Origin of the sequence: Sphingomonas jatrophae (assembly GCF_900113315.1) — a bacterium.
Lineage (GTDB): Bacteria > Pseudomonadota > Alphaproteobacteria > Sphingomonadales > Sphingomonadaceae > Sphingomonas_P > Sphingomonas_P jatrophae.
On the sequence record NZ_FOZG01000002.1, the window covers coordinates 1,196,697 to 1,218,125 of the forward strand.

General features: G+C 70.9%; 10 protein-coding genes and 1 tRNA gene. 4 read left to right on the forward strand and 7 right to left on the reverse strand.

Going from position 1 to position 21,429, the window contains the following annotated elements; all coding sequences use genetic code 11:
• Positions 1–73: 73 nt before the first annotated feature.
• The 4 genes from BM360_RS15145 to BM360_RS15160 all read right to left on the reverse strand — a co-directional run bounded on the left by BM360_RS15145 (position 74) and on the right by BM360_RS15160 (position 2,478).
• Positions 74–160, reverse strand: a tRNA-Leu gene (locus tag BM360_RS15145).
• Positions 161–276: 116 nt separating this feature from the next.
• Positions 277–1,374 (reverse strand): 6-phosphofructokinase, encoded by a 1,098-nt coding sequence (locus tag BM360_RS15150; RefSeq protein WP_093315856.1) that lies wholly within the window; start codon positions 1,372–1,374, stop codon positions 277–279.
• Between the two features lie 82 nt (positions 1,375–1,456).
• Positions 1,457–1,969, reverse strand: coding sequence for a DUF177 domain-containing protein (locus tag BM360_RS15155; protein ID WP_093315857.1), 513 nt, complete (start codon positions 1,967–1,969; stop codon positions 1,457–1,459).
• Positions 1,966–2,478, reverse strand: coding sequence for a ubiquinol-cytochrome C chaperone family protein (locus tag BM360_RS15160; RefSeq protein WP_242653498.1), 513 nt, complete (start codon positions 2,476–2,478; stop codon positions 1,966–1,968). The genes BM360_RS15155 and BM360_RS15160 overlap by 4 nt, the downstream gene beginning before the upstream one ends.
• 138 nt (positions 2,479–2,616) lie before the next feature.
• Here BM360_RS15160 and BM360_RS15165 point away from each other — a divergent pair, with 138 nt between their 5' ends.
• Together BM360_RS15165 and BM360_RS20050 are read left to right on the forward strand one after the other, a co-directional pair.
• Entirely contained in the window at positions 2,617–3,084 is a 468-nt protein-coding gene (locus tag BM360_RS15165) for an outer membrane protein assembly factor BamE (protein ID WP_093315859.1), read from the forward strand.
• Positions 3,085–3,094: 10 nt separating this feature from the next.
• Positions 3,095–5,089 carry a response regulator gene (locus BM360_RS20050; protein WP_093315860.1) on the forward strand — a complete coding sequence of 665 codons (1,995 nt, stop codon included), beginning with the start codon at positions 3,095–3,097 and terminating at the stop codon, positions 5,087–5,089.
• 39 nt (positions 5,090–5,128) lie between these two features.
• Here the strand turns inward: BM360_RS20050 and BM360_RS15175 are convergent, their stop codons facing one another.
• On the reverse strand, positions 5,129–7,393 hold the full coding sequence (locus BM360_RS15175) for an NADP-dependent malic enzyme (RefSeq protein ID WP_093315861.1): 2,265 nt from the start codon (positions 7,391–7,393) through the stop codon (positions 5,129–5,131).
• A 154-nt stretch (positions 7,394–7,547) separates the two neighbouring features.
• Between BM360_RS15175 and mutS the strand changes: the two genes are divergently transcribed.
• Both mutS and BM360_RS15190 read left to right on the forward strand, forming a co-directional pair.
• Entirely contained in the window at positions 7,548–10,124 is a 2,577-nt protein-coding gene (gene mutS, locus BM360_RS15180) for a DNA mismatch repair protein MutS (protein ID WP_093316084.1), read from the forward strand.
• Positions 10,125–10,702: 578 nt separating this feature from the next.
• On the forward strand, positions 10,703–13,468 hold the full coding sequence (locus tag BM360_RS15190; protein ID WP_093315863.1) for a [protein-PII] uridylyltransferase: 2,766 nt from the start codon (positions 10,703–10,705) through the stop codon (positions 13,466–13,468).
• 7 nt (positions 13,469–13,475) lie between these two features.
• Here the strand turns inward: BM360_RS15190 and pbpC are convergent, their stop codons facing one another.
• On the reverse strand, positions 13,476–15,599 hold the full coding sequence (gene pbpC, locus BM360_RS15195; protein ID WP_093316085.1) for a penicillin-binding protein 1C: 2,124 nt from the start codon (positions 15,597–15,599) through the stop codon (positions 13,476–13,478).
• Between the two features lie 67 nt (positions 15,600–15,666).
• The gene (locus BM360_RS15200) at positions 15,667–21,381 is read right to left on the reverse strand and encodes an alpha-2-macroglobulin family protein (RefSeq protein WP_093315864.1); all 5,715 of its coding nucleotides are present in this window, start codon (positions 21,379–21,381) and stop codon (positions 15,667–15,669) included.
• Between the last annotated feature and the right edge of the window lie 48 nt (positions 21,382–21,429).

Sequence of the window (21,429 nt, forward strand, 5' to 3'; positions counted from 1 at the left end):
GGCGGCCGCGAACAGCCATAATCGGCCACAAGGCCAAATGGTTGCGCCGCGGGGTCAGAACCCGGCGGGATGATGGTGCGGTCGAGAAGACTCGAACTTCCACGGCCTTTCGGCCACAACGACCTCAACGTTGCGCGTCTACCAGTTCCGCCACGACCGCACATCGAGAAGGGCCCTGGCTGAAGCCGGGGCGCTGGCAGGCCGGTGCCCCTAGCAGCGTGTTCGGTGGCGCGCAACAGCGCTGCGCGATTCGCTTCGGATAATGCGAAGGCCCTCTCAATAGAGGAACATCGGCATGCCCTCGATCCGCTGCAGCTTCGCGCGGTAGCAGGTCGCATCGTAGAGGTTGGGCACGTCGACCAGCTTGGTGCCGCCGAGCAAAGTGTCGGCGGGCACGTGATGGTAGCGGCCCGAGGTCAGCGTCACCATGCGACCCGTCTGCCGCTGCTGGATCAGCTGCACCGCGAGGCCACCGAAGGCGAAGCCGACCATCCGGTCCATCGCGTCGGGCTCGCCCGCGCGCATCAGATAGGCGAGATCCTGGACGACGGTGCCGACCCTGGCCTCGCGCTCGATCACCTGCGCGAGGCGGCGGCCGACCGTCAGCATCGTGCGATGCGAGGCCGCGCGGTGCCGCTCGTCGGCATGATCCTCGCCGACGAGGCTGGCGCCTTCGGAGATGACGCACACCGCATAGCCGGCCGGGCGCGAGCGACGATCCGCGACGAGGAGGGGCAGCAGCACCGCCGGATCCGCCGGCACCTCGGAGATGATCGTGCGATCCACCTGCGCGAGGAAGCCGGACAGCAAGGCCGTCTCGCCGCTCCGCCGGCCGAACAGCTCGATCACGCCGATCCGTTCGTGACTCTCGATCGTGGTTCTGAGCGCGTTGATCGCCTCGACCGAGCGGCTGATCGCGGTGGAAAAGCCGATGCAGTAATCCGTGCCGAACACGTCATTGTCCATCGTCTTGGGGATGGAGATGACGGGAAAGCCGAGGCTGGAGAGGTGGGCGGAGAAGCGCAGCGTGCCGTCCCCGCCCAGCGTCACCATCGCCTCGACACCGAGCCGGTCGAGCACGTGGAGGACGTGCGCGGTGCGATCCCCTTCCTCCAGCGTGCGCGGGTCGGTGCGCGAGGTGTGGAGGATGGTGCCGCCCATCCGGTCGATCCCGCGCACCGCCTCGCGATCCAGGCGCAGCGTGCCCGCGGCGACGGAGGCTGGATCGTCCGGATCGATCGCCAGCACGCCCTGCCAGCCGCGCCGGAAGCCGATCACCTCCCAGCCGAGATCGATGGCCGACAAAGTGACCGAGCGGATGCACGGATTGAGACCGGGCACGTCGCCGCCGCCGGTGAGGATGCCGATACGCATGCGCGGACCAACTCCCTGTCGGGTCGACGGGTCCGTCCCGCCACGTTTTGTTACCGTGACGGGGTGGGCGGCGGAATCAACCCTATTGGCCGAACAGCCCCTTCAGCTTGGCGAACGGGCTCATGTCCGCCTCGCTCTGGACACCCGCCTCGCGCAGCGCCGCCTCGGCATTCGGCCCGCGCGGGAACGGATCGATCGACAGGCCAAGCGTCTCCGCCGCCGCCTCGCCGAGGTCCACCGCGCCATTGGCATAGGGGATCTCGTCGAGCGCGGCTTCGTCCAGCTCGATCTCGGCATCGGGCGCCGCCTCAACCTCGGGCACGAAGCGCAGGTCGAACGGCTCGTCGATTTCCGCGGGAAGAGGTTCGCCGCTGGCGATGCACGCCTGCACCAGCCGCGCCTGCACCCGGCCCGTCGCGCGCACCGTCTCGCCCATCCGCGACACCGCCGCCTCGGCGGTCAGCGCCTCGAGCGCGATGAGGCCGAACCGCGCCGCCAGCGCGGTCCGTTCCGCTTCATTCGCTTCGATGGCGATGGTGCGGGGCGCATCGCCCAGCGTGTCGAGGCGCACGGGGCGGCTGAATTCGGGTGTCACAGGCGGCCCTCCAGCAGGTCGGCACGGCTCTGCCGGGCGAGCCGCTCGGAAAGTTCGCGCAGGCGCGCCGCCATCCAGTCGGGCCGCGCAGTGTCGGGCGGCGTGCCGCGCCATAGATTGCGGCGCAGCGCCTCGGCGAAGGCTGCGTCATCGCCGGCCAGCCCTGCGCGATAGGCGTCCACCCGCCCGCCCAGCGCCGCCACCATGCGGCCGACATGCTTGCCGACCAGCAGATCGCCGATGCCGCGTTCGCGGACATGGCCGTCCATGTCGTCCACCCAAAGCTCGAACAGGCGGACGCCGTCCGCCGCGCCGGCTTCGCCATCCGCCTCAAGCCGAATGAGGATCAGCGCGACGACGGCGGCGAGCATGTCGAAGCGGCCGTCGAACGTGTCGGGCGCGCCGCCCACGGCATACCAGTCGCGCCGCCGCGCTTCGGCCACCGCCGCGGCATAGAGCGGGGCGGGGCGCGGCGGGGCGCTGGGGAACAGGCGCTTGAGCAGGGACACGCGAGGATACTCCAGAAGTGCGGCCGCGTCCGCGCGGCTTGCGGCGGTGGCGGCGCTTCGCATATTGAGGCTTCGCAGGGGCTGTGCAACCGCGTGCCGCCGGCATGCGGGATGATGCGTCCGGGGAGTAGTTTGTCCATGTCGTTTCCCAAGCGCGTCGCGCTCGCCGCGCTCGTGCCCGCGTTGCTCGCCGGCTGCGCACAGATCCGTGAGCATAAGGGCTATGTCGGCGACACGCTGCTGCTCGACAGCGTGCAGCCCGGCATCGACAACAAGGAATCGGTCGCCAAGACGCTCGGCCGGCCCAGCTTCACCGCGAATTGGGACGACAGCACCTGGTATTACTGGGCGCGCAACACCCGCCAGCTCGCCTTCGGCTCGCCCAAGCCGACCGAGCAGCTGCTGATGACGGTGAAGTTCGATCGCACCGGCAATGTCGCCAGCGTATCGCGCAGCGGCGTGGAGACGGTCGCCTCGATCAATCCCGCGGGCGGCAAGACGCCGACGCTGGGTCGCAATCGCGGCTTCTTCGCCGAACTGTTCGGCAATATCGGCACCGTCGGATCGGCCGGGCAGGCCGCATCAACCGCCGACAATCCGAACTGACCAGCACGGCATGATTCCGGCCGGGCCTTCGGACGAGCTTGCCCGGCTGGCCGCCCTGCGCGGGCTCGGCGTGCTCGACTCGCTGCCCGAGCCGCAGTTCGACGATCTCGTCCTGCTCGCCCGCCAGATCGCGGTCACGCCGATCGCGCTGGTCAGCCTGGTCGATCACGAGCGGCAATGGTTCAAGGCGCGCTCCGGCCTGGAAGCGACGGAGACGCCGCGCTCGCTCGCCTTCTGCGCACATGCGATCCAGCGACCGGACCAGATCATGGTGGTGCCGGATGCGACGCGCGATCCGCGCTTCGCCGCCAATCCGCTGGTGACGGGCGCACCGGGCATCCGCTTCTATGCGGGGGTGCCGATCGTCCTCTCGACGGGCGAGGCGATCGGCACGGTCTGCGTGATCGACACGCTGCCTCGCGCCGACTTCCCGGCCGCGCCCGCGCTCGCCGCACTGGCCCGGCAGGCGGCGACGCTGCTGGAATATCGCCGCGACGTGGCGCTGCGCACCGCCGCCAGCATGGAACAGCACCGGCTGGCGGAAGGCGTGGCGAGCGACCTCGACCGGCTGTGGCGGCTGGCGCACGACCTGATGATCGTGACCGACCTCGACGCGCGGCTGCTGGCGGTCAATCCGGCGTGGGAGGCGCTGTTCGGACCGTTGCCGCAGCCCGGCCTGCTCACCCCGGCGCATTTTCACCATCCCGACGAGACGGAGCCGCTCCACCTCGTCCAGGACGGCCAGCCGCATTTCTTCCGCCGCCATTATATCGACCGGGGCGGGCGCGAACGCTTCATCAGCTGGACGCTGACGCGTTCGGGCGATCACATGTTCGGCGTCGGCCGCGACGACACGGCCCTGGTCGAGACGGAGGAGACGCTGCGCCACGCCCAGAAGATGGAGGCGGTCGGCCAGCTGACCGGCGGCATCGCGCACGATTTCAACAATCTGCTGACGATCGTGCTCGGCAATCTCGACATTGCATCGCGCCGGCTGGTCGACGGCAATGTCGCCCGCGCCGGCCGCGCCATCGGCCAGGCGCAGGAGGGGGCGGAGCGCGCGGCGACGCTGACGCGGCGGCTGCTCGCCTTCGCCCGCCGCCAGCCGCTCAGTCCGCAGCCGCTCGACCCCGCGACGCAGGTCCGCCTCGCGCGCGATCTGGTCGAGGGGGCGGTGGGGGACCGGGTGGCGGTGAGGATCGACTGCGCGCCTGCCTGCTGGCCGGTGCTGGCGGACCCGGTGCAGCTGGAGAGCGCGTTGCTCAACCTCGCGGTCAATGCGCGCGATGCGATGAAGGAGGGCGGCCACCTGCTGCTCGCCACCGCCAATATCAGCCTGCCCGCCGCGCCGACGAGCGTGCCGGGACGGCTGCCGCCGGGCGATTACGTCCGCTTCACCGTGGCGGATACCGGCTCGGGCATGGACACGGCCACGCTGGCGCGCGTGTTCGAGCCGTTCTTCACCACCAAGGAAGTCGGCAAGGGCACGGGGCTGGGCCTCAGCCAGGTTCATGGCTTCGCCGTTCAGTCGGGCGGGTCGGTGACGATCGATTCGCGCGTGGGCGAAGGGACGGCGGTGCACCTGTGGCTGCCGCGATCCGCCATCGGCCCGCGCGAGGCGACGATGCCGCCGCGCTTCGGCGCCCGGCCGGCGCATGGCACGGGCGCGCGCGTCATGGTGGTCGAGGATAATGACCAGCTGCGCGAACTGGTCGTCACCACGCTGCGCGACGACGGCTACCGTGTGATCGAGGCGCATGACGGCCAGTCGGGCCTCGCCTTGTTCGCACGGCAGGAGCGGGCGCCGGACATCGTGCTGAGCGACATCCAGATGCCGAACATGGACGGCCTGGCGATGGCGCGCGCCATCCGTGCGCGATCGCCGGAGACCCGGATCGTGATGATGACCGGCTATGCCGATCATGTCGACGGCAGCACCGCCGAGCTGATCGTCAAGCCGTTCACGCCGGATCAGCTGCTCGCCCGGCTGGCGTCGGCGGGCTAGGCACCGCCCCCCCGCCAGCGCGGGAGGCGGGCCCAGAGGTCAGCGGGCGATGCCCGAGGAAGCGAGTACCGCCAGCGTCACCAGATCGGAGGCGGTGGCCGCCATCGGCGCGATCTGGACCGATTTCTCCAGCCCGACCAGCATCGGCCCGATTACCGAATCGCCGCCCAGCTCACGCAGCAGCTTGGCCGACAGATTGGCCGACTGGAGGCCCGGCATGACGAGCACGTTGGCCGGACCCGACAGCCGCGAGAACGGATAATTGCGCGCGACGCGGGGGTTGAGCGCGACATCCGGCGCCATCTCGCCCTCATATTCGAAGGTGACGCCGCGCGCATCGAGCAGCTTCACCGCATCGCGCGAGCTTTCCAGCCACTTGCCCGAAGGATTGCCGAAGGTGGAGTAGGACAGGAATGCGACGCGCGGCTCCTGCCCCATGCGGCGGGCGACATTCGCGGTCTGCACCGCGATGTCGGCCAGATCCTCAGCGGTCGGGCGCGCGTTGACGGTGGTATCCGCCATGAACACGGTGTGATCGCGCCCGACGAGGACGTGGATGCCGAACGGGCGGCGACCCTCCAACGGATCGATCACCTGCATGACCCGCTTGAGCGATTCGCCGTAGGCGCGGGTCACGCCGGTCACCATCGCGTCCGCCTCGCCCAGCGCCAGCAGCAGCGCGCCGAACAGGTGGCGATCCTGGTTCACCATCGTCTCCACCTCACGGCGGAGATAGCCGCGGCGCTGGAGCCGTTCGTAGAGATAGTCGACCATGCGCGGGACGAGCGGCGAGTGGCGGCTATTGTGCAGCTCGAAGCTGGCGGGATCGTCGACGCCCATTGCGCGGAGCTTCTCGGGCACCTCGTCACGGCCGACCAGCACCGGCGTGCCGTAGCCGCCGTCGCGGAACTGGATGGCGGCGCGCAGCACCACTTCCTCTTCCGCCTCGGCGAAGACGACGCGCTTGGGATCCGCCCGCGCGCTTTCATAAGCGAGCGTCAGCACGCTGGTGGTGCGGTTGAGCCGCCCGCGCAGCCGCGCCTGATAAGCGTCCATGTCGAGGATCGGCTGGCGCGCGACGCCCGTATCCATCGCCGCGCGGGCGACCGCCATCGGCACCACCTCGATCAGCCGGGGATCGAACGGCGCGGGAATGATATAGTCGCGCCCGAACTTGGGGGCGTTGCCGCCATAGGCCAGCGCCACTTCCTCCGGCACCTGCTGGCGGGCGAGATCCGCCAGCGCGCGGGCGGCGGCCAGCTTCATCTCCTCGTTGATCGCGGTCGCGCGCACATCCAGCGCGCCGCGGAAGATGAAGGGGAAGCCGAGCACATTGTTGACCTGGTTCGGATAATCCGACCGGCCGGTGGCGACGATGGCATCGGGCCGTGCGGCGAGCGCATCGCCCGGCGTGATCTCCGGATCGGGATTGGCCATGGCGAAGATGATCGGCTGCGGCGCCATCTTCTTCACCATCGCCGGCGTCAGCGCGCCCGCGACCGACAGGCCGTAGAACACGTCCGCCCCCTCGATCGCCTCGTCCAGCGTCCGCGCGCTCGTCTCGACCGCATGGGCCGACTTCCACTGGTTCATGCCCTCGGTGCGGCCGCGATAGATCACGCCCTTGCTGTCGCACAGGATGACGTTGTTCGGCTTCACCCCCAGCGCCTTGGCCAGCTCCGTGCAGCTGATCGAGGCGGCGCCGGCGCCGTTCACCACCATCTTGATGTCGGCGAAATTGCGGCCCGTCAGGTGCAGCGCATTGATCAGCCCCGCGGCGGAGATGATCGCGGTGCCATGCTGGTCGTCATGGAAGACGGGGATGTTCATCCGCTCGCGCAGCGTCTGCTCGATCACGAAGCATTCGGGCGCCTTGATGTCCTCCAGGTTGATGCCGCCGAAGCTCGGCTCCATCAGCTCGACAGCGTCGATGAAGCGATCGACATCCTCGGTCGCCAGTTCGAGATCGATCGAATCGACGTCGGCGAAGCGCTTGAACAGCACCGCCTTGCCTTCCATCACCGGCTTGGAGGCGAGCGCGCCGAGATTGCCGAGCCCGAGGATAGCGGTGCCGTTGGAGATCACCGCGACGAGATTGCCCTTGGCGGTATAATCATAAGCGGTCGCCGGATCCGCGGCGATGGCGCGCACCGGCACGGCGACGCCGGGGGAATAAGCCAGCGCCAGATCGCGCTGCGTCGCCATCGGCTTGGTCGCGACGATCTCGATCTTGCCCGGCCGCCCGCGCGAATGGAACAGCAGCGCCTCGCGCTCGGAGAACTGGACGTTCGATCCTTCGCTCATCTCGGTATCCTCGGCGGTCTTGTTGTTGCGAGTGCCTTAGGCGGCCGGGAATGGCAGGTGCAAGCACTGCACCATCGGGCTAGCGGCAACCCTTCCGTCCCCGGCGTGCACCCTCTATCGCGCGGCGATGCCCGATCCGGCCGCCCCCACGCCCATGATGGCGCAATATCACCGGCTGAAAGCGGAGGCCGAGGATGCGCTGCTGTTCTACCGGATGGGCGATTTCTTCGAGCTGTTCTTCGAGGATGCCAAAGCAGCCGCCGCCACGCTCGACATCGCGCTGACCAGCCGGGGCGAGCATGGCGGGAGCAAGGTGCCGATGTGCGGCGTGCCGGTCCACGCGGCGGACGCCTATCTCGCGCGGCTGATCCGCGCCGGCCACCGCGTCGCCATCGCCGAGCAGATCGAGACGCCGGCGCAGGCCAAGGCCCGCGGCGGATCGAAGGCGCTGGTGGAGCGCGGCATCGTCCGCGTCGTCACCGCCGGCACGCTGACCGAGGAGGCGCTGCTCGATGCACGCGCGGCCAATTGGCTGGCGGCGGTGGCGGAGGTCGGCGGGCGTGTGGGGCTGGCCGCGTGCGACGTCTCGACCGGGCGGTTCGAGCTGGCGGAGCTGGCGCCCGAGCAGCTGGACGCGGAACTTGCCCGCCTGTCCCCGGCGGAGACGGTGGCGGCCGAGGGCGGCGCGCTGGCCGCGACCACCCGGCGGCCCCGCGCCATGTTCGACGCAGGCGAGGGCGAGCGGCGGCTCAAGGCGCTGCACAATGTCGCCACGCTGGACGGCTGGGGCGGGTTCGGCCGGGCGGAGCTGGCGGCGGCGGGCGCGCTGATCGCCTATCTCGACGAGGCGGGGCGGGGCGCGCTGCCCTTCCTTGAGCCGCCGGTCCGCCGGATGGCGAGCGACCATATGGCGATCGACGCGGCAACGCGTGAGTCGCTCGAGCTCACCTGCACCGCGGCGGGCGCGCGGAAGGGCAGCCTGCTCGATGCGGTGGACCGCACGGTCACCGGGGCCGGCGCCCGGCTGCTGGCGGCCGACCTCGGCGCACCCCTGACGGATCGGCTGGCGATCGAGGCGCGGCTCGACCTCGTCGCGCTGTTCCGCGCGGACGAGCCGCTGCGCCATGCGGTGCGCACCGCGCTGAAGGCGGCGCCCGATATCGGCCGCGCGCTCGGCCGGCTGGCGGCAGGGCGCGGATCGCCCCGCGACCTGGGATCGCTGCGCGACGGCCTGGAGGCGGCCGCCCGGCTGCACGACCGGTTGGCGGCGGCGCCCGATCGGCCGCCCTTGCTGGGCGAGTTGCTGCCCCGGCTGGTGGGGCATGGCGCGCTGACCGATCACCTCGCCCGCGCGCTGGTGCCGACGCCGCCGGTCGATGCGTCCGCAGGCGGCTATATCGCGGAAGGCTATGACGCGGCGTTGGATGCGCTGCGTGGCACGGGCGGCGAGGGGCGGCGGGCAATCGCCGCGCTGGAGGCGCGCTACCGCCAGCAGACCGGCATTGCGGCGCTGCGCATCCGCCACAATGGCGTGCTCGGCTATCATGTCGAAGTGCCGGCCAAGGCGGCAGACCCGCTGATGCGCGCGGAGTCCGGCTTTACCCACCGCCAGACGCTGGCCGGGGCGGTGCGCTTCAACGCGCCCGATCTCGCGGAAGTCGCCTCCCGCGTGACGCAGGCGGGGGCGCATGCGCTGACGGCGGAGGCGGCGCATCTGGAGGCGCTGACCGGCGAGGCGGTCGGCTGCGCGCCCGCCATCGCCGCCACCGCCGACGCGCTCGCCCGGATCGACGTGGCCGCCTCGCATGCCGAGCGCGCCGAGGAGGACGGCTGGTGCCGGCCGGAACTGGCGGACCATCCCTGCTTCGAGGTGGAGAGCGGGCGGCATCCGGTGGTGGAGGCGGCGGCCAGAGCCGCAGGCGCCCGCTTCGTCGCGAACGACCTGTCGCTGTCCCCCGATGCGCGGCTGTGGCTGGTGACGGGCCCGAACATGGGCGGCAAGTCCACCTTCCTCAGGCAGAATGCACTCGTCGCCGTGCTGGCGCAGGCGGGAGCGCCGGTGCCGGCGGTGCGCGCGCGTATCGGGCTGGTCGATCGGCTGTTCAGCCGCGTCGGCGCGTCGGACAATCTGGCGCGCGGGCGATCGACCTTCATGGTCGAGATGGTCGAGACCGCCGCGATCCTCAGCACAGCGACCGAGCGCAGCTTCGTCATCCTCGACGAGGTGGGGCGCGGCACCTCCACCTATGACGGTCTCGCCATCGCCTGGGCGGTGGTGGAGGCGATCCACGAGACGAACCGCTGCCGCTGCCTGTTCGCCACTCACTATCACGAGCTGACGCGGCTGGCCGAGCGGCTCGACGCCTTGTCGCTCCACCATGTCCGCGCGCGCGAGTGGAAAGGCGAGCTCGTCCTGCTGCACGAAGTGGCCGCGGGCGCGGCGGATCGCAGCTACGGCCTTGCCGTCGCCAAGCTCGCCGGCCTGCCGCCGCCGGTCGTCTCGCGGGCGAAATCCGTCCTGACGAAGCTGGAGGCGGGGCGCGCCAAGACGGGCGGGCTCGCCGCCGGACTGGACGATCTGCCGCTGTTCGCCGCCGCCGCGGCACGCGAGGAGGCGGAGAAACCCGATGCGGTCCGCGCGGCGCTGGCGGAGATCGACGCCGACGCGCTGACCCCGCGGGAGGCGCTGGAGGCGCTCTACCGGCTGAAGGGGATCGCGGCGGAGGGGTAGACGATTGCATCGAACGATGCTTCGTTCACGTAATGCACTATGAGGATCCCGAACGACTAAAAGCGATTTGGCGGCAATGCCAAATTCCAGTCCTCTTTCGTCGAGGTGCAGGCAATCCGCTTTATGCGAAGGTTCCGCATCGGGAGATTAGCTTAGAGTGGCGCATTCAGACGCGTGCTTGGTTGATAAATCGACGTCCGCGAGTGAAGAACCCAGATTGGGTTCGCCAGTTCAAATGCTGGGACGTGCCGCAAGCTTGGTTCAACGATTTGGTTGTCAGGCTTCTTCAGAGATGGGGCACGCTGTATATAATTCAGCCCTATCGAGCGCAGGAGAAGTGTTCTCCTTCCTGTATGAACGCTCAAGGGCATGAGTGTCAGTGCTCATGCATGGGCGAAAACCATGGTTCTGGCGGGCCGGGAGCAGGTTGGTTTGTCGTTTCGGAGGCATTCGCGACGCGGTGGGGTGAAGAAGAGCTCGCATGGCGATTGTTGCGGAAGGGCACTCCCTACCGATGATGAGTGTCACTCGCGCGACTTACCGGTGACGTTTTCACCTTTACCTCCTATGTCGCAGCCATGCCGCAGCGTTTCGATACCCTGCCCCATCGGCGCCAGCTGATCGACCGGCGTGCGCTGGCCGATGCGCTGGCGGCGCTGCCGGCGGCGGAGCCCGCGCAGATGCGCAACGCCGCGCGGCCGCTGCTCAAGGCCGCGCTGGACGGGGGGCGGGCCGAGATCGCTCGGCGGCTGGGCGAACATCCCGGCCGCGGCCACGAGGCTGCCTGCGCTTACGCTTATCTGACCGATCAGCTGCTGCGCTGCGTCTATGATTTCACCGTCGGCCGCCTCTATCCGACGCACAATCCGACGACGACCGAGCGGCTGACCCTGATTGCGGTCGGCGGCTATGGCCGGGCCGAGATGGCGCGCCATTCCGATGTCGACATCGCCTTCCTGACCCCGTGGAAGCAGAGCCCGTGGGCCGAGACGGTGATCGAATCGATCCTCTATTCGCTGTGGGATCTGGGCCTGAAGGTCGGCCATTCGTCACGCTCGCTCGACGAGATGGTGCGCATGGCGAAGGGCGACCTGACGATCCGCACCGCCCTGCTCGAGGCGCGCTACGTCTGGGGCGACGAGGCGCTGTACGAGGAGGCGGCGCGCCGGTTCGAGCGGGAGGTGCGCGCGGGCTCCATCGCCGCCTTCGTCGCGGAGAAGCTGGCCGAGCGCGATGCGCGGCACAAGCGGATGGGCGACAGCCGTTACGTCGTCGAGCCGAACCTGAAGGAGGGCAAGGGCGGCCTGCGCGACCTGCAGACGCTCTTCTGGATCGGCAAATATGCTTACGGCGTCGGCTCCACCGCGGAGCTGGTCGATGCCGGGCTGCTGACGCGCGACGAGCTTCGCCGCTTCAGCCGCGCGGAAAGCTTCCTGTGGGCGGTGCGCTGCCACCTCCACATCGTGACGGACCGGCCCGAGGAGCGGCTGACCTTTGACGTGCAGCGCGAGCTGGCGGAGCGGATGCGCTATGCCGACCGGCCCGGCCGCTCCGCGGTCGAGCGGTTCATGCAGCATTATTTCCTGACCGCGAAGCAGGTGGGGGACCTGACGGGCCACTTCCTCGCGCATCTGGACGAGCAGTTCGCCAGGCGCGGGCGCCGCTTCGGCGGGCTGGTGACGATCCCGTCGCTCCGGCGCTCCCGGAAGCTGCACGGCTTCATCCTCGATCGCGGGCGTCTGTCGCTGCCGGGTGACGACTTCTTCACCGAGGATCCGGTGCGCCTGATCGAGCTGTTCGCGGTGGCGGACAAGCACGGGCTCGAGATCCACCCGCTGGCGATGCGCGCCGCGTCTCGTGACGCCCGCCTGATCGACGGCAAGGTGCGCGCCGATCCGAAGGCCAATGCGCTGTTCATGGACGTGCTGACGAGCCCGCGCGATCCCGAGACGGTGCTGCGGTGGATGAACGAGGCGGGCGTGTTCGGCCGCTTCGTGCCCGATTTCGGCCGGGTCGTCGCGCAGATGCAGTTCGACATGTATCACCATTATACGGTGGACGAGCATTCGATCCGCGCCATCGGCCTGCTCGCCCGGATCGAGAAAGGCGAGCTGAAGGAGGATCACCCGCTTGCGGGCGAGGTGATGAAGCAGATCGTATCGCGCCGCGTGCTCTACGTCGCGGTGCTGCTGCACGATATCGCCAAGGGCCGCGGCGGCGATCACTCGATCCTGGGCGCGGAGGTGGCGGAGCGGCTGTGCCCACGCCTCGGCCTGACCGCGGCGGAGACGGCGACGGTGGCGTGGCTGGTGGCCAAGCACCTGCTGATGTCCGCCACCGCGTTCAAGCGTGACTTGAGCGACTTCAAGACGATCCTCGATTTCGTCGAGGCGGTGCAATCGGCCGAGCGGCTGCGGCTGCTGCTGGTGCTGACCGCGGTGGATATCCGCGCGGTGGGGCCGGGCGTTTGGAATGGCTGGAAGCGCCAGCTGCTCAACGACCTCTACGAAGCGGCGGAGGAGGTGCTGCGCCTCGGCCATAAGCAGAAGGGCCGGGCGGAGCGGATCGCCGCCAAGCAGGCAACCCTCTCGGCCGAACTCGGCTGGAGCGCGGACGACTGGACCAGTTACGCCCGCCGCTTCCCCGACAGCTACTGGGTGGCGGAGCCGGCGGACGTGCTGCTGGCCAATGCCCGCGCGGTGGCGGCGGCGACGGTGGAGCGCGCGCCGCTGTGGATCGATGCACAGCCGGATGGGGCGCGGGGTGCGACGCTCGTCACCGTCTATGCCGGCGATCATCCGGGGCTGTTCTATCGCATCGCCGGCGCCATCCATGTTGCGGGCGGCAACATCATCGACGCGCGCATCCACACGACGCGCGATGGCATGGCGCTGGACAATTTCCTCGTCCAGGATCCGCTCGGCCAGCCGTTCGCCGAGGACGGGCAGATCGACCGGCTGCGGCTGGCGATCCGCGATTCGCTGGCCAATCGCAACAAGCTGGCCGACCGGCTGGCCGCCAAGCCGCTGCCGCGCATTCGTGCCGAGGCGTTCGACATCGCCACCCAGGTGCTGACCGACAACAAGGCGTCCAACCGCTATACCGTCGTCGAGGTGAGCGCGCGCGACCGGCCAGCCTTGCTGTTCGCGCTGGCGCATGCGCTGTTCCAGGCCCGCGTGACGATCCATTCCGCCCACATCGCCACTTATGGCGAGCGGGCGGTGGACACGTTCTACGTGACCGATCTGGTCGGCGACAAAATCCAGACGCCGGGGCGGATCAAGACGCTGGAGCGGCTGCTGACCGATGCGGCCGAGGGCGGGAGCCTGCGCAAGGCCGCGTAAGGCGCGATCACCGCACCGTGAACAGCACACGGTCCTTCACGCCGTCCGCCCCGACCAGCGCCAGCCGGTGTGCGCCGGGGCCGGGGAGCAGCAGCGCGCCCGCCTCTCCAGCGCCCACGTCGCGCCCGTCGAGCACCAGCCGGAGCCCCTGCGTCGCGCCGCCCGCCGTCACGCGCAGGCGCTGGCGATCGAGCGGGATGTCCGGGTCGAGCGCATAGACGGCACCCGACAGCGGGCTGAGGATGCGCGGACGGCGGGCTGCGGCGGGCGCGGCCGCCATCTCGGTCTGGGCGGCGCCCTTGAGGAACCAGTCCCGCCGCGATGGCTCGATCCCCCCGGCGAAACGGACGGCGCGCGCCTCGACACCGGCGGGCGGGGGCGGGGCGCGGCCGGGGGCGTCGCGGTGCAGCGCCAGCATCACCGCCCGCCACACCGGCGCCGCCCCGCTCACGCCTGAGACGGCCCGCATCGCATCGCCCTCCAGATTGCCGACCCACACGGCGACGGTGAACCGGTCGGTGAAGCCGATGCACCAATTGTCGCGCATGCCCTTCGACGTGCCGGTCTTCACCGCCGCCCAAAAGGGCAGCTTCAGCGCCGAATCGAGCCCGAAGGTGACCGCGCGGGCGCCCGGATCGGCCAGCATGTCGCCGACGATCCATGAAGCGGGCGCGCTGAAGACGCGGCGACCGGGCACGCGCGGATCGGACGCGCGCAGCCGGAGCGGTGCGTAGACGCCGCCGCGGGCGAGCGTGCGATAGGCGGCGGCCTGCTCCAGCAACGTAACCTCGGCGGAACCCAGCGCGAGGCTGAATCCGTAATAGGCGCCATCCTCGGTCAGCCCGCGATAGCCGGCATCCCACAGGCGGTCGCGGAACGCCTCGGTGCCGGTCAGCACCAGTGCGCGCACGGCAGGCACGTTGAGCGAGCCGGCGAGCGCCGAGCGGACGGAGACGGGGCCCTTGAACTGACGGTCGTAATTCTGCGGCACGTAGAGGCCCGAGGCGGTGTCGAGCGCGACCGCCGAATCGTCGAGGATCGAGGCGGGGGTGAGCCAGCCCCCCTCGATCGCCTCGGCATAGAGGAACGGCTTGAGCGTCGATCCCGCCTGCCGCCATGCATCCGCCCCGTCCACCGCCGCGGCGGTGGAGGCGCCGCCCACGCCGCCGACATAAGCGAGCACGTCGCCGCTGGCATTGTCGACCACCACCACCGCGCCATCCCGCGCACGGCCGGCACCGAGACCCAGCAGCTGGCGGCGCAGCGCCTCCGCCGCCATCCGCTGCACGCCTGCATCGAGCGTGGTGCGCATGCGAAGACCAGGGCGGGCGAGCAGGCGCGCGGCGAGATGCGGCGCCAGATCGGGATCGAGCGCCGTGGTGCGCGTGGGGCCTAGCATCGCCTCCGCACGGGTGCGGAGCATAGCGCAGTCCCCGCCACCCGCGCAGGCGCGCGCGGCGACGGCGGCGGGTAGAGCCTGCGGGCTGGGCAGCAGCGCCGCCAGCAGGCGAGCATCGGCAGCGTCGAGCCGGGCGGGCGGGCGGCCCGCGAGCGTCCACGCCGCCGCGGCGATCCCCTGCGCCTCGCCCCGCCAGCCGGCGAGGTTGAGATAGGCCTCGATTATCTCGTCCTTGCGCCAGCGCCGCTCCAGTGCCCAAGCCGCACGCATCTGGCGGAGCTTGTCGAGCACGCCCCGCGCGCCGGGCCGGGCGAGATCGGGCGAAAGCTGCGCCGCCAGCTGCATGCTGATCGTCGAGGCGCCGCGGCTGCGCCCGCGCAGCCGATCACGGGCGGAGCCGATCAGGCCGATCCAGTCGACCCCGTCATGGAAGCGGAAGCGGCGATCCTCCTGCGCGATCACCGCGGCCGGGAGGGCCGGGGCGATCTCGCCAAGCGCGATCCACGCCATGCGCCGCTGGGCGAAATCGATGCGGCGGGCGTCGAGCAGTCGGCCATGGCGATCGTACAGCCACGCCTCCGACGGCTGCCACGCGGCGCGTGCCTCGGCGAAGGAGGGCAGGGCCGGAGGACGGGTGAGGAGGTGGGCGGCGAAGAGGAGGATGGTGAGAGCGGCGACCACGGCCCACGCCTTCGTCACCCCGGACCTGGTCCGGGGTCCACCGGGCGGCATGTCCAGCGGCGGCTGGACGCGCGTCACCGTGGATGCCGGACCAAGCCCGGCATGACGACCAACGCCTTCACCGCGCCGCCACCGTCACCGGCCGGTTCGGGATCGCCGCGCGGATATCGGGCGAATACATCGCCTCCACCCGCGTCGGCGGCAGCTGGAAGGTGCCGACGCCGTTCAGCCGCACCGCATATTCGGCGACGAAGCGGCCGCGCGGCACCCAGCTCCAATAGCCGCGCCACGCATCCTGCGCACGCTCGACATAGGCCGGGCTGACGCCCTCGCCGCCGCTCGCCGCCTCGGCCATCTGTGCGGACTGGCCGCCGAGGCCACCGACGATGGTGGCGCCCGCCGGGATCGGATCGTCCACCACCACCCAGTTGCGCTCCGCCCCCGCATCCACCGTCAGCCGCACGCGCAGCACGTCGCCGCGCGTCAGCCGGCCGGGCACCTTCTGAACGATCGGCGTCACCGTCCGCGCGATGCGGTAGCCGGCGGAGAGCGGCGCGGTGAGCGGCACCGCGGCCTTGACGACCACCTGCGCCCACGGCCCGGCACCCCCCGCCTGGGAGAGGAGCAGCGGCGAGGGCGCACGCGGCAGCGGCAGGCGAACAAGCGGATTGGCCAGCGGCCAGCCGCGCGTCTGCGTGGACGACCCCAGTTGCAGCGTCGTCGTGCCGGCAACCGCGGCGGCGGGGAAGGCGGCGGCGAAGCGGCGGGCGGCGATCGCGCCCCAGGCGTTCGCCGGCGTCGTATCCCAATGGCCGCGGCGCTGGCGCAGCGACAGGCCGACCATCATCCGCGGCGCTTCGCTGGCGAAACCCTGCCGGCCGAGCGCGACCAGCAGCGCACGCGCCGCCATCTCGTCACCCGACACCATCATCCACCACGGCGCCGCACCCTGATCGACCAGATCGAGCCGCGACCCTTCATAGACCAGCCGACCGCGCAGCACGGAGAGCGCCTCCGCCTTGGCGGCGGGATCGGCGCCGGGCGTGCGATCGAGCGCGACGATCCAGTCGGTCAGCGCCGAGGTCGGCATGTCGCGCGCGGCAAGGCCGATCTGGCCGAACATGCCGGCATTCGCCGCCCCCGCCCGCGCCAGCGCGCCGAGCGCGGCAAGCTTGAGCAGCCGCCGCTCGCCGCCACCCGGCCCGTCATGCGCGATCCGCCCGTCGACCACGCCGGCAAGCGCCTGCACCATCCGCGCCCGCGCGCTCTCGGGCAGCGGCAGGCCCGCCTCGCTAGCGATGGAGAGGATGTAGGCGGTGAGCGCCTCCGATCCTTCCGCACCATCGACCGGCCAGTATCGGAGCAGGCCGTCGCCATCGAAATAGGCCGGCAGATCGCCCGCGACGCGGCCCCACATCGCCGCATCGCCCAGCGCCACCGCGCGCGAGGCCCGCTGTTCGAGGCAGCTATAGGGATAGGCGACCATGTAGGCGCGCACGCCGGCCAGCGGCGGCTCGAGCGCCGCGGTCAGCCGCACCTCGACTCCGCCGCGGCCGGGCAGCGCGCCCGTGGGCGCGGCGATGGGGAGCGATCCGCCCTCGCCGACGCGGAGCAAGGTTGCGGCCCACGTCTCGACCGGGATGGCCGGCACGATCTCCTGCGCCGCGGTCAGCCGGTCGGCTGCGCCGCCGCTTGCCCTGGCGTTGACCGTCCATGCGACGCGACCGATGCCGGCGGGGGCGGTCAGGTGCCAGTTGACCGGCACCGCGCCCCCCGCCGGGATCGTGACGGTGAGCGGCGGTGCGCGGCCGATGCGCGGTGATGTCTCAGCGGTGGCGGTGACGGTCATCGCGCGGTTGCTGCCGTTGCGGAGCGTGAAGCCCGCAGCATAGCGATCCCCCTCGCGCACCAAGGGCGGCAGGCCGGGATAGATGGCCAGATCCTGCACCGTGCGGATCACCGCCTCACCCGTGCCGAAGCGGTCGCTGCCCGCAGTCGCGATGGCGACGAGGCGGAAGGCGGACAGGCTGTCGGAGAGCGGTACGGCAACGCGCGCGCGGCCGGCGGCGTCGAGCGGCACGCGCCCGCGCCACAGCAGCACCGGGCGGAAATCCTCGCGGTTGACCGCGCCGAGGTCGCCGCCGCCGCCACCCGCAGCCAGCGCCTTGCGGCCATAATGCCGCTTGCCGACGACCTGCATCGCCGCGGTCGAGGTGACGACGGAGAGCGGGCGTTCGCCCATCATCGCGTCGATCAGCTTCCAGCTGTCATTCGGCGCCAGCTGGAGGATCGCCTCGTCCACCGCGGCGAAGGCGATCTCGGCCGATTTCGGCGGCACCTTGCCGGGGGCGGTGACCTGCACCGCCACCTGCGCCGTTTCGCGCACATGATAGGCGGCGCGATCCGCCTTCACCTGCACGTCCAGTCGGTGCGCCTCCCAGCCGACGTTCAGCTTGGCGAGGCCGAGGCGGTAGGAGGGCTTGGCCAGATCGACCAGCGCGGTCGGCGCCGCGCCCTCGCGGCTGAAGAAGGGCAGGTGCCAACGCCGCGCGAAATCGGCCAACCACAGCCGCCAGCCGCCGATCCGCCCGCGCACCGCGAGCACGGAGACATAGACGTCGGGCGCATAGGTGCCGGCGAGCGGCACCTCGACCACCGGATCCTTGCCGCTGAGCTGTGTGACGAAGGAGGACAGCACGCCCTCCCGCTCCACCGTGACGAGCGCGGTGGCGGAGCGGAACGGCATCCGCACCTGCAGCCGGGCGGTGGCGCCGGCGGCATAGTCCCTGGCTTCGGGGATGAGGTCCATCCGGTCGCCATTGTCGCCGCCGAACCACCATTCGTCCTCGCCCGCGAGCCAGACGGAGGTGGTGGCGCGCGTCTCGCGTCCCTCGTCGTCTTGCGCCGTGGCGACGGCATAGACCTCACCCGAAACGCCGGGATCGAGCGCGCAGGAGGCGAGCCCCTGTGCGTCGGTGGTGGCGGAGCAGATCGCGTCCAGTTCGGTGACGCGGGCATTGTTGTCATAGGCGTAGAAGCCGCCGATCAGCCGCCGCCGCGCGGACAAGATCTCGCGGCTGTAGAGCGCGACCTTGATCCGCTGTCCCTTGATCGGCCGCCCCTCGGGATCGAGCGCGACGAGCTTCAGCCGCAGGTCGTCATCCTTCATCATCCAGCCGTCGGTCTTCAGGCCGATGCGGACGGCGGCGGTGTGCAGCGTGATGTTGGAGGCGGCGGTCAGCGTTTCGCCGTTGGCATCCTGATAATCCATCTCCACCGCCATCACGGCGGGGCCGTCGATCGCGGCAGGCACCTCGATGCTGGTGCGCGCGGCGCCCTGTCGGTCGAGCGTGACGGGCAGCGTCTGCGCCGGCGGCCAGGGTGCGGTGACCTCGTTATTGTCGCCGTCGAGCGGGGTGACGCCAGGCTTCACGCGGCGGCCGCCGAAGCTCCACCCGTCCCAGCCTTTCGGCGCGCGTTCGTCGGCGGAGAAAGCGGCGCGCACGGCGACGGGCAGGTTGGCCGCACCGCCGCCCGAGAGATAGCCGACGAACAGGTCGAGCGGCACGGCCTTGGGCCGCACCTGCGCTGCCTTGGGCCCGGAGACGGCGGCGCGCATCGTCGGCAGGCGATATTCGTCGACGCGGAGCGACTGGCCCGTGTCGATGCGCGTGTCGCCCGCGATCACGGCGAGATCATAGTCGCCGAGCGGCGCGCCCTTGGGGGCCGTCCAGCGCGTCTCACCGACGCCGTCGCGGCCAATGGCGAGCGGCACGTCAAACTCGGTGTCCGAGCCGCGGTGAGTGAGGCGCAGCAGGCCGGCAAAGCCTTCCGCGGCGAAGCCGGTTGCGACGGGGCGGCGCAGGATCTGCTTCATCGCCACGCTCTCGCCCTGGCGGATCAGCGTGCGATCGAACACGGTGTGGACGATCGGCCCCTGTTCGGACCAGCCGAACGGCAGCTCGAAATCGGTCGGCGCGATGCCGTCCGCCCACTTGCTCATCGTGAAGCTGTAATCGCCGGCGGCGCGCGCGGAGATCATCAGCGGGTGGTTCTCGCTATTCTCGTCGCAGCTGCCGTAGGTGGATGGATCGCCGAGCGGCTTGGCAACGAGCAGGCGCCCCTGCGCATCGGTGCGCCCTTCCGCCAGCGCGGCGCCGGTGCAGCTGTCGCTGACGGTGATCGCGGCGCCCGCGACCGGCTTGCCGCCGTCGAGGCTGGTCACCCAAGCGAGGCTGGAAGCGCGGCCCCATTTGAAATGCACCGCCATGTTGGTGACGAGCGCGCCTGCCGCCACATAGCGCGGCGCATCGCGGCCGAGCAGAGCGCGGCCGAGCGCCGGACTGGCCAGCTCGACGACATAGAAGCCGGGCTTGCCGAGCGGCACGCCGACCACCTCGAAATCCTTGCCCTTGCCCGGCAGCGCGAGATTGAGCGGCTTGGCGCGACCTTCGCCGGCGAGGATCGAGGCGGCACCCGTCATGTTGACGGTGACGCTCTCGCCGCCGCGCTTTTCGTCGCGCCAGTCATTCTCGGCGGCCTTGTCGATCCGCCGCAGCCACGCGGCGACCGCGCCGTCACCGCCCTCCACCTTGAGCGCACCGCCGCCGATGCCGGCAATGTGCCCGGCCAGCGCCGGCTCGACCGCGCGGACGGTAACGGGCAGGACGCCGCCTTCCTTCGCCTCAAGGATGCCGAAATCGGCGGCGAACTTGACGAGCGGCGGCGCGGCATCGAACCGGACCTCCAGCGGGAAGCGGCGCGCATTGGCGAGCGGACGGCCGCTCAGGTCGCGCAGATCGGCGGGAAGGCTGAGCTGGCCGGTGGCGGCCGAGGGCAGCGGCTTGTCGAACGTGACGCTGGACACCTGCGCGCCCTTGTCCTCGATCCGGGGCGTCAATGTGCGGCCGCCGACCTCGATGCGCAGCGCCTCGGCCTGCGCGCGCGGGATCGGCGCGGTGAAGCGGACATAAGCCGGCTGGACCGGGTTGCAGCCCGCGCGCGGATTGACACGGGCACATTCGAACCGTGCCTCGAACGCCTTGCGCACGGTGAAGTCGAACCGCCGCTCGGCCCCCGCCAGCTTGCCGCCGGGCGCGGCGATGCTGGCCGGCCAGACCAGCGCCATGTCGCGGCCGGGCGGCAGCGGCCGGCGGCATTTCAGCGCGACGACGCCGGCCAGCGCTCGGGTGCGTGCCGCACCGGCCTTGGGCAGCGGCTTCGGCAGGCCCGCCTCGTCGAGGAAGTTGCCGACCTCCCATCCGTCCGGATCGAGCTCACCCAGCACTTCACCCGCAGTGCCGGGAGGCAGCAGGTCGACCGGGATCTTCTCGCCGATGCCGTCCACCGCGCAATAGGCCTCGCGCGCGACGGAGGCGGGATCGGGAGCGAGGCTGGCGGCGACGAGGAAGGCGGCGCCCTCCTCGATCTCTCCGCCGATCTGGCCGGCCAGCACCGCGCGCGCGGTCGGCCCGCCCGCATCGGCAAGGAAGCTGCGCTCACCGCCGATGCCGGCACCCCGCGCGCTTTTGAGGCCATCGACGAGCGTGAAGCGGCAGGAAACGCCGCCGGGCAGCGGGCGGGCATAATCCCAGACGAAGCTGCGCGCATCGATCCAGCGGCCCTGCCCGCCGACGGGGCAGGCGGAGGTGACGGGCGGCGCGGCGCGCGGATCGCCGAGCGGCACCATGGGCTCTGAGAAGATGAAGGTGAAACGCTCGATCGAGCCGCCGCCGAAGCCGGGCGTCGCACTCTCGACCTTGGGCGACACGTCTGCGGTTGCGCCCACCGCGGCAAGCGCCAGCGCGACCACTCCCAGCTTCGCCCAGCGCATGCATGCCTCCCCTTTGATGCCGGTTTGGCGCGGGAGACGCCGCAGGTC